General features: G+C 72.0%; 8 protein-coding genes. 3 read left to right on the top strand and 5 right to left on the bottom strand.

The window, feature by feature from the left end; all coding sequences use genetic code 11:
• Positions 1 to 207 precede the first annotated feature (207 nt).
• Together D3P35_RS00145 and D3P35_RS00140 are read right to left on the bottom strand one after the other, a co-directional pair.
• Complete coding sequence (locus D3P35_RS00145; protein WP_118132430.1) at positions 208 to 2,496, bottom strand: ATP-binding protein; 2,289 nt, start codon at positions 2,494 to 2,496, stop codon at positions 208 to 210.
• A 205-nt stretch (positions 2,497 to 2,701) separates the two neighbouring features.
• Positions 2,702 to 3,883, bottom strand: a complete 1,182-nt coding sequence (locus tag D3P35_RS00140; protein ID WP_118132429.1) for an RsmB/NOP family class I SAM-dependent RNA methyltransferase — start codon at positions 3,881 to 3,883, stop codon at positions 2,702 to 2,704.
• 119 nt (positions 3,884 to 4,002) lie between these two features.
• On the opposite strand from D3P35_RS00140, the gene ggt reads away from it, so the two are divergent.
• Positions 4,003 to 5,754 carry a gamma-glutamyltransferase gene (ggt, locus tag D3P35_RS00135; RefSeq protein ID WP_118132428.1) on the top strand — a complete coding sequence of 584 codons (1,752 nt, stop codon included), beginning with the start codon at positions 4,003 to 4,005 and terminating at the stop codon, positions 5,752 to 5,754.
• Positions 5,755 to 5,796: 42 nt separating this feature from the next.
• Positions 5,797 to 6,201, top strand: a complete 405-nt coding sequence (locus tag D3P35_RS00130) for a hypothetical protein (RefSeq protein WP_118132427.1) — start codon at positions 5,797 to 5,799, stop codon at positions 6,199 to 6,201.
• 49 nt (positions 6,202 to 6,250) lie between these two features.
• On the opposite strand, the gene D3P35_RS00125 is transcribed toward D3P35_RS00130, so the two are convergent.
• From D3P35_RS00125 to D3P35_RS00110, 3 genes are all read right to left on the bottom strand, one after another.
• Positions 6,251 to 7,009 carry a gamma-glutamyl-gamma-aminobutyrate hydrolase family protein gene (locus D3P35_RS00125; RefSeq protein WP_118132426.1) on the bottom strand — a complete coding sequence of 253 codons (759 nt, stop codon included), beginning with the start codon at positions 7,007 to 7,009 and terminating at the stop codon, positions 6,251 to 6,253.
• 288 nt (positions 7,010 to 7,297) lie between these two features.
• Positions 7,298 to 9,460: a malate synthase G gene (locus D3P35_RS00115; RefSeq protein WP_118132770.1), complete on the bottom strand. Its 2,163-nt coding sequence runs from the start codon at positions 9,458 to 9,460 to the stop codon at positions 7,298 to 7,300.
• Between the two features lie 249 nt (positions 9,461 to 9,709).
• Positions 9,710 to 9,907, bottom strand: a complete 198-nt coding sequence (locus tag D3P35_RS00110; RefSeq protein WP_118132424.1) for a hypothetical protein — start codon at positions 9,905 to 9,907, stop codon at positions 9,710 to 9,712.
• 154 nt (positions 9,908 to 10,061) lie between these two features.
• On the opposite strand from D3P35_RS00110, the gene pepN reads away from it, so the two are divergent.
• Complete coding sequence (gene pepN / locus D3P35_RS00105; RefSeq protein WP_118132769.1) at positions 10,062 to 12,635, top strand: aminopeptidase N; 2,574 nt, start codon at positions 10,062 to 10,064, stop codon at positions 12,633 to 12,635.
• Positions 12,636 to 12,930 lie beyond the last annotated feature (295 nt).

The following is a 12,930-nucleotide window of genomic DNA, read 5'->3' as shown; positions in this document are numbered from 1 at the left end:
GCAAGGCAGGCCCGAGCCTGGCCTCTCGCCGCAAATCTCCGGGCACGGGCCGTGAGGCCAAAGGCCTTGCCATCACGCCCGCGCGGGGTACGCAGTTTCCCGGGCGGTGTCCTTGCTCGTGGTCGTGCCTGAGGCTGAAGGAGCAGGCGGCGGGGCGCTCCCGCAAGGATGGAGACCAATGCGCCGGCAAGCGAAAGCTCCCCACGCTCAGACTGTTTCGCCCACCTCGATCATGTCCTTCACCTTGGCGGTGAGATCGTTGAGCGAGAAGGGCTTGGCGAGGAACACGGCGCCGGCGAGGGCGTCGCCATCCTCCTTGAACACCTCCTCGGCATAGCCCGAGACGAAGATCACCTTGATGTCCGGCCGGGTGCGGCGGGCCTCGCGCACCCAGGTGGGGCCGTCGACGCCGGGCATCACCACGTCGGACACCAGCAGGTCGATGCGCTGCTCGGCGTCGCCGGTGATCTCAAGGGCCTCCTCGCCGGAGGCGGCCTCGAGCACGGTGTAGCCGCGCAGGCGCAGGGCGCGGGCGGCGAAGGAGCGCACCGGTGCCTCGTCCTCCACCAACAGCACCGTGCCCTTGCCGGTGAGATCGCGCCCGCTCTCGCTCGGCAGCTCGATCACCGCGTCGCCCGCCGGCTCGCCCTCGTAGACCGGCAGGTAGATCGAGAAGGTCGACCCCCGGCCCGGCACGCTGGCGGCGAAGATGAACCCGCCGGTCTGCTTCACGATGCCGTAGGCGGTGGAGAGGCCGAGCCCGGTGCCCTCGCCCGGGCGCTTGGTGGTGAAGAAGGGCTCGAAGATCTTGTTGCGCCGGTCCTCGGGGATGCCGCAGCCGGTGTCGGCCACCTCGATCAGCACGTAGTCGCCCGCCGGGATGGTGGCCCGGTCGCGCTCCACGTCGTGGCGCAGGTGAAGGTTGCGGGTGGAGATGAACACCTCGCCGCCCTGGGGCATCGCGTCGCGCGCGTTCACCACGAGGTTCATGATCACCTGCTCGAACTGGCGCTCGTCGACCTTCACCGGGCCGATGTCGCGGTCGCTCTCGATGCGCAGGGTCACGCGCTCGCCCAGCAGGCGGTTGAGCAGGTGGGTGAGCTCGGAGAGCGTCTCCACCATGTTCAGCACCTTCGGGCGCAGGGTCTGCTTGCGCGAGAAGGCGAGGAGCTGGCGCACGAGGGCCGCGGCGCGGTTCGCGTTCTGGCGCACCTGCAGCAGGTCGCCGTGGTCGGCGTCACCGGCCTCGTGGCGCAGCAGCAGCAGGTCGCAATGGCCGCAGATGGCGGTGAGCAGGTTGTTGAAATCATGCGCCACGCCGCCGGCGAGCTGGCCCACGGCCTGCATCTTCTGGCTCTGCACGAACTGGGCCTCGAGCGCCTTCATCTCGGTGGCATCCGAGATCACCGCGATCACCGAGATGTCGCCCTCCACCACCAGCCGGTTGAGCGCCACCTGCAGGAAGAGGTCTCGGTCGCCGCCGCGGGAGCGCGCGATTTCCGAGCGGGCGAGCCGCCGGCCGCGCGAGACTTCCATCAGCCGGTCGGGGATGGAGCGGCCAAGCCCCTCCACCAGGTCGCTCAGCGGCAGGCCGGGCACCGCGCGCTCGCCCAGCAGGGCGCGCGCGGCGCGGTTCACGAACACGAGTTCGCCCGACATGGTGAGGCGGGCGAGGCCCACGGGCAGATGGTCGAGGAACCGGTCGGGCGTGACGCCATGCGCCTCCGCCGGGTCGGTGGGGAAGAGGAAGAGCTCGCGCGTGCCGTCGGGCAGCTCCTTGACCAGGCAGCGCAGGCTCTCCTCCGGCCGGCCGCGCAGCGTGTGCACGCCGCCGGGGCGCAGAGGCGGGTCGCCCAGCAGCTCGGAGAGCGTGGTGGGCACCTTGCCGTCAGGCCCGAGCACGCGGCGGTTCATCCGCACGATGCGCTCGCCATGCCCGAGCGAGACCTGGAGGAAGGGCGCGGAGCGATAGTCCGGCGCCGCGGCGGAATCGATGGCGAGCGTGCGCATCACCCGCCATTCCAGCAGGTCGCTGCCCAGCCGGGCCACGCGCACCCGCGAGTAGCCGCCCGCGCCGGGGTCGAGCACGGCCGTCGCCTCCTTGCCGGCTGCGGCACGGCGGGCGAGGCCGGGCACCAGCCCGTCCGCCGCCTGGCCCCAGTGGCGCAGGCAGCGGCCGATCTCGTGCCGGTCCGCCCGGCGCACGAGGCGGCGCATCTCCAGGTTGCACGAGAGCACCCTGCCGGACAGGTCGGTGAGGGCCATCGGATCGGCCACCTGGCCGTAGAGGAGCTGGAAGGCCGCCGGGTGGCGCCGCTCGTTGCGCCCGGTCTGCGAGCGCAGCACCAGCGAGAGCCCGCCCACCAGCAGCAGGCCGCCGCCGAAGGAGACCAGCGCCATGTGCAGGCCCGGGGTCGACCCCGGACCGCGGGCGGCGAGGCTGAGCAGGATCGCCCCGACCCCGACGATGAGCAGGATGAGCGGCAGTCGCGGCATCTCGCCGATTGCCTGCCTGTGTTCGGTCGGCTGCGCCCGATTGACCATGCGAAACGTCCCGCCCTCCCCGTCCGGACCGATGCGTATATCCGCATCCCACGTCCATGCTTAAGGAATAGTAAACAGAACACATGTTCGCGCGGGACGCGACTGTTGCGTGCATCGCGCCGAGGCCTCCCGCCCGCCTCGCGTCAGGCGGGGAGGATCAGTCCCGGCGGGTCATGCGGGCGGCGAAGAAGCCGTCGCCCCCGTCCTGCGGGGTCAGGCGCAGGGTCTCGCCGGGTGTGAATTCCGGGGCCCGGGCGAGGAAGGCCTCCACCCGGTCGTCGTTCTCCTCCGCCAGGAGCGAGCAGGTGGCGTAGACGAAGCTGCCGCCGGGGCGCACGTGGCGGGCGGCGGCATCCATCACCCGGTCCTGGAGCCGGGTGAGCGCGGTGAGGTCCTGGGGAGTGAAGCGCCATTTCGCGTCCGGGTTGCGCCGCCAGGCGCCGGTGCCCGAACAGGGCGCGTCGGCCAGCACGAGGTCGCAGCCGAGCGCCGGGCCGCGACCGCCGGAGGGGCCCTCGGGGGCGATGGTCTCCACCGTGAGCCCGGCGCGGGCGGCGCGGGGGGCGAGATCCTTCATGCGGGCCGGCGCCACGTCGTGGGCGATGAGCCGGCCCTGCCCGGCCATGTGCATGCCGAGCGCCAGGGTCTTGCCGCCCCCGCCCGCGCAATAGTCAAGCACGGTGAGCCCGGGCCGCGCCCCGGCGAAACGCGCCACGCGCTGGCTGCTGAGGTCCTGGATCTCCACCCGACCGTCGAGGTAGGCGGCGGCGCGGCGCAGGGCGCGGGCACCGGCCTGCACGCGCAGCGCGGCGGGCTCGGCCGCGAGCGGCACCGCGCCAAGGCCCTCCGCCGCGAGGGCGGCCAGCGCCTCCTCCGGCGTGCAGCGCAGCAGGTTCACCCGCAGATCGAGCGGCGCGCGGTGGCGCAGGGCTTCCATCACCGGCTCGAGCTCGTCGCCCAGGGCGCGGGCAAGCGGCTCCTCCATCCAGTCGGGGAAGTCGAGCCGCTCGGCGAGGGGCATCGCAGGCGCGGCGGCGAGGGCCCCGCGCTCGGCCGCGCTCAGCGGAGCCGGCCCGTGCGGACGGCCGTCGAACAGCGTCTCGTCATCGCCCGCGAGGCCCACGACGAGGCCGCGCCCGGTTTCCGCCCCGCCGCGACGGGCGAGCGTGCGCCGGCAGCGCAGGGCGTCGTAGACATGGTCGGCGATGGCGGCCCGGTCCTTCGCCCCGGCGAAGCGCCGGCTTCGCCCCCAGGCCGCGAGCGCACGATCGGCTGCGGCTCCGGAGAGCACGTCGTCGAGGATTTCAATGGCGGCTGAGAGTCGGGCTGCGGGTGTCATGGCGCGGAGGTGCCCTATCCGGCGCCCCTTGGCAACCCGGTACTCTTGGCAATTGACGCCGATCCGTGCTCAACTCCCGAGCGAAGCACCCGGGACACACTCTCCGAGGAGGACAGACCTTGCCCCGCGCCCCGATCGCCCCGCTGACCGCACTTCTCGCCACCGCGCTCCTGGCCGCGAGCGCCGCGGCACAGGAGCTTCCCGCCGCCGGCGACCAGCCCGAACGCACCTTCGAGACCGTGGCGGCCGCGCGCGGCGAGGCCCGGCGCGAGATGGTGGTGGCCGCCCACCCGGCAGCCACCGCGGCGGGCATGGCGATGCTCGAGCGGGGCGGCTCGGCGGCGGACGCGGCCATCGCGGTGCAGATGATGCTCAACCTCGTGGAGCCGCAGAGCTCGGGGATAGGCGGGGGCAGCTTCATCCTCTACTGGGACGCGGCGGGCCAGGGCCTCGTGACCATCGACGGCCGCGAGACCGCCCCCCGCGCCGCCGGCCCGGACTACTGGCTGGGCGAGGACGGCGCGCCGCTCGCCTTCTTCTCCGCCGTGCCGGGCGGCCGCTCGGTGGGGGTGCCGGGCACGCTGCGCGCCTTCGAGAAGCTGCACGCCCGACATGGCCGCCTGCCCTGGGCCGATGCCTTCGCCCCGGCGATCGCGGCCGCCGAGGCGGGGTTCGAGGTGTCGCCCCGCATGGCCGCCTCCATCGCCGAGGCGCCGGTGCTCGACGCCTTCCCGGCCGCGAAGGCGTATTTCTTCACCGAAGCCGGCGCCCCCCGCCCCGCCGGCAGCCGGCTGGCGAACCCCGATCTCGCGCGCAGCTTCCGCCTGGTCGCCGCACAGGGGGCGGACGCCTTCTACGAGGGCTCCATCGCCGGCGACATCGTCGCCGCCACCCGGGATGCGCCGATGAACCCCGGCCTGCTCACCCGCGAGGATCTCGCCGCCTACGAGGCGGTGGAGCGCCCGGCTGTCTGCGCGCCCTACCGGGCCCGGGAGGTGTGCGGCATGGGCCCGCCCTCCTCCGGCGGGCTCACGGTGGGGCAGATCCTGATGCTGCTCTCGGGTTTCGATCTCGCCGCCTCCGGCGACAGTGCCGAAACTTGGCATCTCTTCGCCGAGGCCTCGCGCCTCGCCTATGCCGACCGCGGGCTCTACATGGCCGACAGCGACCTCACCGGGATGCCCGAGGGCCTGCTCGACCCCGCCTATCTCGCCGCCCGCGCGAAGCTGATCGACCCCGCGGCCCGCGCGGCCGAGGCGGCGCCCGGCAGCCCGCCCTGGAAGGAAACCCGCCTGCGCGCGCCCGACACCCAGCCCGAGCGCCCCGGCACCACGCATTTCGTGATCGTGGACCGCTACGGCGACATGGCCTCGGTGACCTCGAGCATCGAGACCGGCTTCGGCTCGCGCCTCATGGTCGGCGGCTTCCTGCTCAACAACGAGCTCACCGATTTCAGCTTCCGCCCGGAGGCAGACGGCAAGCCGGTGGCGAACCGGGTGGAGGCGGGCAAGCGCCCGCGCTCCTCCATGGCCCCCACCATCGTGCTGGAAGACGGCCGGCCGGTGCTGCTCACCGGCTCGCCCGGTGGCTCGCGCATCATCGAATACGTGGCGGAGAACGTGATCCGCATCCTCGACCTCGGCCAGGACCCGGCCGAGGCGGTTTCGGCCGGCCATGTCGTCGAGCGCGGCTCGGGGGTGGAGCTGGAGAGCGGCACCGGCGCCGAGGCGCTGGCCGAGGGGCTGCGCGCGCTCGGCCACGCGCCGGAACCGGCCAACCTGAATTCGGGCCTGCACGTGATCCTCGTCACCCCCGACGGACTGATCGGCGCCGCCGATCCGCGCCGCGAGGGCGCGGTGGCAGGGAACTGAACCCCGCCCGGCCGCGTTCGCTCCGCAAAGGAGGACGTGACGATGCCGATGAAGACCATTGCATTGGGTTTTGCCGCCCTCGCCGCCGGCGAGGCCGCCCAGGCGGCCTGTTCCGACGAGGTGGGCGCGCTGCGCCAGGAAGTGTTCCGGCTGGAGCAGGCGGCGCTGCGCGACCAGGAGCCGAACAACCTCATCGTGCAGATGTCCGACGGCTCGCTGCGCGACCTGCGTGGCGAGGAGGAGGTGTCGCAGCCCCTCGAAAGCTGGTTCGACGACGCGGGCGAACGCGAAAGCTTCATGGTGGGGCTGCGGGGTGCCGAGCAGGCGCTGGTCGACGGCGACGAGGACAGTTGCCAGGAGGCCTACAACAAGCTCAGGACGCTCTACGAGGGCCGCACGCGGATCGAGGACGATGCTCCCCCGGCCGAGGCCCCGGCCAGCAACTGACCATGCGCTGAAGGCGCCCCGCCGCACCCGAGCGCCACGGGCGCGCCCTTCAGGCTGCGGCGGACTTGAGGCGACCGTGGGTCGCCTCGGCGAAGGCCGTGAAGAGCGCGCGGGACACCGGATCGTCGCCCGCGCGCCATTCCGCGTGCCACTGCACGGCCATCGCGAAGTTGCACGCCCCGGCGATATGCAGCGCCTCGGCGGTGCCGTCCGGCGCGTAGCCTTCGATCACGACGCGTGAGCCCGCGTCGATAACCCCCTGCCCGTGCAGCGAATTCACCTGGATCACGTCCGAGCCGAACAGCTGGGCGAACTTGCCGCCGGGGGTGAGGTTCACCGGGTGGCGCAGGGCGAACTTCTCCTCCAGCGTGCCGTCGGGCGGCATGCGGTGGTTCATCCGGCCCGGCAGGTCGCGGATCTCCGGGTGGAGGGTGCTGCCGTAGGCGACGGCGAATTCCTGGAAGCCGCGGCACAGGCCGAGGATCGGGATGCCGCGCTCCACGCAGGCGCGGATGAGCGGCAGGGTGAGCCCGTCGCGGCGCGGATCGAAGGGGCCGTGGCCGGGAGTTTCCTCGTGGCCGTAGAGCGAGGGGTGCACGTTGGGCCGCCCGCCGGTGAACACGAAGCCCGCACAGGCTTCCACCAGGTCGGCCACCGCCACCGCCTCGGGCATGGAGGGCACGATGAGCGGCACCGCATCGCAGACGTCGGCGACCGCGGCGATGTTCATCTCTCCCGCCGCCTGGGTGCGGTAGTCATTGTTGATGAGGTGGTGGTTCCCGATGATTCCGATGACCGGACGCGCCATGCCGCACTCCTTCCTGCTGCAATGCAGAATAGTCACGGGAATCCCGCGCGTCGAGATGTCACGGGGAGAAAATACCGGCAAAACAGTGTTTCGCCGGTATTGACGTCACGGCTCCTTGGCGCCCCCCAGGAGGCGACGCATCAGCGCCCCTCCGGTGGCGGCATACCGGCGACCCCGCCGGGGAGACACATCGGCGCCCCTCCGGGGCGACGCATCAGCGCCCCTCCGGGGCGACGCATCAGCGCCCCTCCGGGGAGACGCACCGGCGCCCCTCCGGGGCGACGCGCGTCAGGCCCGGGCCGCCTTGAGTTCGAGCCGCCGGGCGTGCAGCACCGGCTCGGTGTAGCCCGAGGGCTGCTCCACCCCGCGGAACACGAGGTCGCAGGCCGCGAGGAAGGCCGGGCCGTCGAAGCCGGGCGCCATCGGGGTGTAGAGCGCATCGCCGGCGTTCTGGCGGTCCACCACCTCGGCCATGCGCTTCATCACCGCCATCACCTGGTCCTCGGTGGCGACACCGTGGTGCAGCCAGTTGGCCATGTGCTGGCTGGAGATGCGGCAGGTGGCGCGGTCCTCCATCAGCCCGACGTCATGGATGTCGGGCACCTTGGAGCAGCCCACGCCCTGGTCGACCCAGCGCACCACGTAGCCCAGGATGCCCTGCGCGTTGTTCTCCAGCTCGGCGGTGATCTCCTCCTCCGACCAGTTGTGGCCGGGGCTCGCCACCGGCACCGTGAGGATGTCGGAGAGCTTCGCGCGCGGGCCGCCGGCGGCGATCTCCTTCTGCCGGGCGAAGACGTCCACCTCGTGGTAATGCGTCGCGTGCAGGGTGGCGGCGGTGGGGCTGGGCACCCAGGCGGTGTTGGCGCCGGATTTCGGGTGGCCGATCTTCTGGGACAGCATGTCGGCCATCCGGTCGGGCGCCGCCCACATGCCCTTGCCGATCTGCGCGCGCCCCGAGAGGCCGCAGGCGAGGCCCACGTCGACGTTGTTGTCCTCGTAGGCGGAGATCCAGGGCTCGGCCTTCATGTCTCCCTTGCGGATCATCGGGCCGAGCTCCATCGAGGTGTGGATCTCGTCGCCCGTGCGGTCGAGGAAGCCGGTGTTGATGAACACCACCCGCGCCTTCGCCACCCGGATGCATTCCTTGAGGTTCACCGTGGTGCGGCGCTCCTCGTCCATGATGCCGATCTTCACCGTGTTCGGCGCGAGGCCGAGCACCTGCTCCACCTTCGTGAAGATCCGGTCGGTGAAGGCCACTTCCTCGGGCCCGTGCATCTTGGGCTTGACCACGTAGACCGAGCCGCAGACCGTGTTGCGCGCGCCCTCGCCCTTCTTCAGGTCGTGCAGGGAGCACAGCACGGTGCACATGGCGTCGAGCAGACCCTCGAAGGCCTCCGCCCCGTCGCGGGTGAGCACGGCGGGCGTGGTCATCAGGTGGCCCACGTTGCGCACCAGCATCAGCGAGCGGCCCTTCACGGTGAAGCTGCCGCCGGAGGGCGCGGTGAACTCGGGGTCGGGGTTGAGGGTGCGGGTGAAGGTCTCGCCGCCCTTCGTGACCGTCTCGGAGAGGTCGCCGCGCATCAGGCCCAGCCAGTTGCCGTAGGCCAGCGCCTTGTCCTCGGCGTCCACGGCGGCGACGGAATCCTCGCAGTCCATGATCGCGGTCACCGCGGCCTCGAGCCAGACGGCGTCGATGCCCGCGGGGTCCGTCCTGCCGATGGCGCCGTTGCGGTCGACCACGATCTCGATCATCAGGCCGTTGTTGCGGAACAACAGGCCCAGCCCGCCGCCGATCTCGCGCGCGCCGGCGAAGCGGCCGGGCTCGGCCAGCGCCGTCTCGCCGGCGTTGGAGGTGAGGCTCACCCCCTCCGGGCCCACCGACCAGGAGGTGACATCGGCGTGCGAGCCGCGGGTGAGCGGAAGGGCGCGGTCGAGGAAGGCCTTGGCCCAGGCGATCACCTCCGCGCCGCGGGCGGGGTCGTACCCCTTGCCCGAGGGCGTGGAGCCGAGCGCGTCGGTGCCGTAGAGCGCGTCGTAGAGATTGCCCCAGCGGGCGTTGGCGGCGTTGAGCGCGTAGCGCGCGTTCATCACCGGCACCACCAGCTGCGGGCCGGCGATGGTGGCGATCTCGGGGTCGACGTTGCCGGTCTCCACCTCGAAGGCGCCGCCCTCGGGCACGATATAGCCGATCTCGCGCAGGAAGGCCTCTTCCTCGGCGACATCGAGCGGCTGGCCCCGGCGGGCCTTCGACCAGGCGTCCACCTGCTCCTGCAGCTCGGCACGGCGGGCGAGCAGGCGGCGGTTGTCATCGGCGAAATCGTGCAGCAGCTCCGACAGCCCGGCCCAGAAGGCCTCGGGCGTGACACCGCTGCCGGGCAGCGCGCGCGCCTCGATCAGCTCGCACAGCGGACGGGCCACCTGCAGCCCGTGGCGGTCCAGTCTCTCGGCCAGTCTCTCGGTCATCGGCGCAGCCTCCATGAAGTGTCTCGTTCCGGGACAGGGTAACTCTGTTTCCGCGGCAAGAGATGACGTTTCCGATCGGAAACGTAAAGCGGTCATGGATGGCGTTTCCACCTGTCGGAAACGCCGGCCGCAGGGGCCGGCGGTTCACATCCTCTGCGGATCACTGGCCCGGCGGGCACTGGCCCGGCAGGTCACTGGCCCGGCGGGCGCTGGCCCGGCGGGCGCTGGCCCGGCAGATCACTGGGTCGTGGCGGGCGGCTCGGCCTGCGGGGCGGTCACGCCGGCGGGTTCTCCAGGCTCGTTGCCCTTGTAGGACAACTCGAAGAACCACACCACGATGAGCCCCACACCCACCAGGACGGCGAGGGCCATGCCGATCAGCGGCCAGCGGTGCTGTTTCTTCTGCCGCTCGAGGTTCGTGTCGGGGGCGCTCATTTCCTCTTCCTTTCGGTGTGTTGCTGTTCAGGGGCCCTCCGGCGGTTGAAGGCCCCTCTCATCAGGGCTAACGTCCCGATCACCGCAAAGGTTCACATTCCCGCCCCGCAATCGACGGAGGCCGGGACACGCCCGGACGAGGAGAGCGATGGCCATGAGAGATGCGATGCACGGGGCTGTGCGCCTCACCGATTACGCGCCCGCGCCGTGGAACGTGGAAACGGTGGAGCTGACCTTCGCGCTCGACCCCCATGCCACGCGGGTGACCGCGCGCATCCGCTTCCGGCCCAACCCCGCCGCGGCCCCCGGCCAGGGCCTGTGGCTCGACGGCGAACACCTCGAGCTGGTCTCCGCGAGCATCGACGGCGCGCCCGTGCAGCCCGATGTGACGACCGAGGGCCTGTCGCTCCCCGCCGCCGCCCTGCCGGCCGAGGGCTTCACCTGGGAGGCGGTGACCGAGATCGACCCGGCCGAGAACACCTCGCTCGACGGGCTCTACATGTCGAACGGCATGTACTGCACCCAGTGCGAGGCCCAGGGCTTCCGCAAGATCACCTACTACCCCGACCGGCCGGACGTGATGGCCCGCTTCCGCGTGCGCATCGAGGGGCCGCAGCGGGTGAAGCTCTCCAATGGCAATCCCGTGGGCGCGGGCGAGGGCTGGGCCGAGTGGGAAGACCCCTGGCCGAAGCCCTCCTATCTCTTCGCCCTCGTGGCGGGCGACCTCATCTCGCATGATGACAGTTTCACCACCGCCTCGGGCCGCGAGGTGGCGCTGAAGATCTACGTGCGCCCCGGCGACGAGGACCGCTGCGCCTACGCGATGGACGCGCTCAAGCGCTCGATGGAATGGGACGAGCGCGCCTATGGCCGCGAATACGACCTCGACCTGTTCATGATCGTGGCGGTGGACGATTTCAACATGGGCGCGATGGAGAACAAGGGGCTGAACATCTTCAACTCCAAATACGTGCTCGCCAGCCCCGACACCGCGACCGACCGCGACTACGAGCTGATCGAGGGCATCATCGCCCACGAGTATTTCCACAACTGGACCGGCAACCGCATCACCTGCCGCGACTGGTTCCAGCTCTGCCTCAAGGAAGGCCTCACCGTGTTCCGCGACCAGTGCTTCAGCGCCGACCAGCGCTCGGAGCCGGTGAAGCGCATCGCCGACGTGCTGATGCTGCGCGCGCGCCAGTTCCGCGAGGATGCGGGGCCGCTCGCCCACCCGGTGCGGCCCACGGAATACGTCGAGATCAACAATTTCTACACCGCCACGGTCTACGAGAAGGGCGCGGAGGTGATCCGCATGCTCCGCCTGCTGGTGGGCGATGCGCTCTACCGCCAGGCGCTCGACCTCTACTTCGAGCGGCATGACGGCCAGGCCTGCACCATCGAGGACTGGCTGAAGGTGTTCGAGGACGCGACGGGCCGCGACCTCGCGCAGTTCGCCCTGTGGTATTCCCAGGCCGGCACGCCGCGCCTGCGCGCCCGCACCGACTGGGCGGAGGGCGTGCTCACCCTCACCCTGTCACAGGAGGTGCCGCCCACCCCCGGCCAGCCGCAGAAGGCCCCGATGGTGATCCCGGTCGCCACCGGCTTCCTCGCGCCCGACGGCTCGGACGCGGCACCGGCGCAGGTGCTCGAGCTCACGCAGGCGGAACAGGTGTTCACCTTCGAGATGCCGGAGCAGCCGGTGGTCTCGCTGCTGCGCGGCTTCTCGGCGCCGGTGATCCTGGAGATGGCGCGCAGCCCTCAGGAACGCGCCTTCCTCATCGCGCATGACTCCGACCCGTTCAACCGCTGGGAGGCGGCGCGCACGCTCGCCACCGACACGGCACTCGCCATGGCGGCGGACCCGGAGCTGTCGGCCGACGAGGGCCTCGTCTCGGCCCTCGTGGCGCTCGCGGCGGACGGCTCGCTAGACCCCGCGTTCCGCGCCCTCGCCCTCACCCTGCCCTCGCGCGAGGCGCTGGCCCAGGAGAGCTACCAGCGCGGCACGCAGGCCGACCCCGACGCGATCGAGCGCGCGCTCACCGAGCTTGCCACCGCGGTGGCGCAGGGCGGCGCGGACGTCTTCGCCGATCTCTACGCCCGCTACGAGACGCCGGGCGCCTATTCGCCGGAGGCGGGCGACGCCGCGCGCCGCGCCCTGCGCGCCACCGCGCTGGGCTACATCACCCGGCTCGATCCGCGCGGCATCGCCGCCGGCACGCTGTTCGGGGCCGCGACCAACATGACCGAGAGCCTGAGCGCCCTGGGCCTGCTGGTGCGCGAGGACGCGCCCTCGGCCACCGCCGCGCTCGCCACCTTCTACGACCGCTGGCAGGCCGACCGGCTGGTGATCGACAAGTGGTTCACCCTGCAGGCGATGACCTCACCCTCAGGCGTGGCGCTGGAGCGGGTGCAGCAGCTTGCCGGGCACGGGGATTTCGAGTGGAAGAACCCCAACCGCTTCCGCGCCCTGATCGGCGGTTTCGCCGCCAACCCCACCGCCTTCCACCGCGCCGACGGGGCCGGCTACCGCTTCGTGGCCGACTGGTTGCTGAAGCTCGATCCGATCAACCCGCAGACCACCGCCCGCATGGCCGGCTGCTTCGAGACCTGGGCGCGCTACGAGCCCGGCCGGCAGGCGCTGATCCGCGCCGAGCTGGAGCGCATGGCCGCCGTGCCGACGCTGTCGAAGAACACCCGCGAGATCGTGGAGCGCATCCTCGGCAGCTGAGCGGGGGCGCGCCGGGCGCGGCCGCCGGGGACCGCAGGATCACGGGGCCCACGGCGCGCCGCGCGGGTGCAGCCATCGCCCGTCGCGCCTGCCGGCCGGTCCGGCCGGGCGGCATCTCGGCGCGCGCCCGGCCCTTGCGAGGACGCGGGCCCGGCACCGCCGTCGCGCAGCCTGCGGCAAAGGCGCCGCCGCTTGCCCTCGGGCCGGCATCCTGCGCCCTCCTCCCGCACCCGTTCCGACCCTCCGCCGCCCCCGTTGCGGCCGCGCGCCGGGAGCGGCCGGCGGCGGACGCGGG

This window comes from Oceanicella sp. SM1341, assembly GCF_003448965.1.
Classification (GTDB): Bacteria; Pseudomonadota; Alphaproteobacteria; order Rhodobacterales; family Rhodobacteraceae; genus Paroceanicella.
The sequence above is the reverse complement of the archived record's forward strand: the minus strand, read 5'-3'. Positions and strand labels throughout refer to the sequence as shown.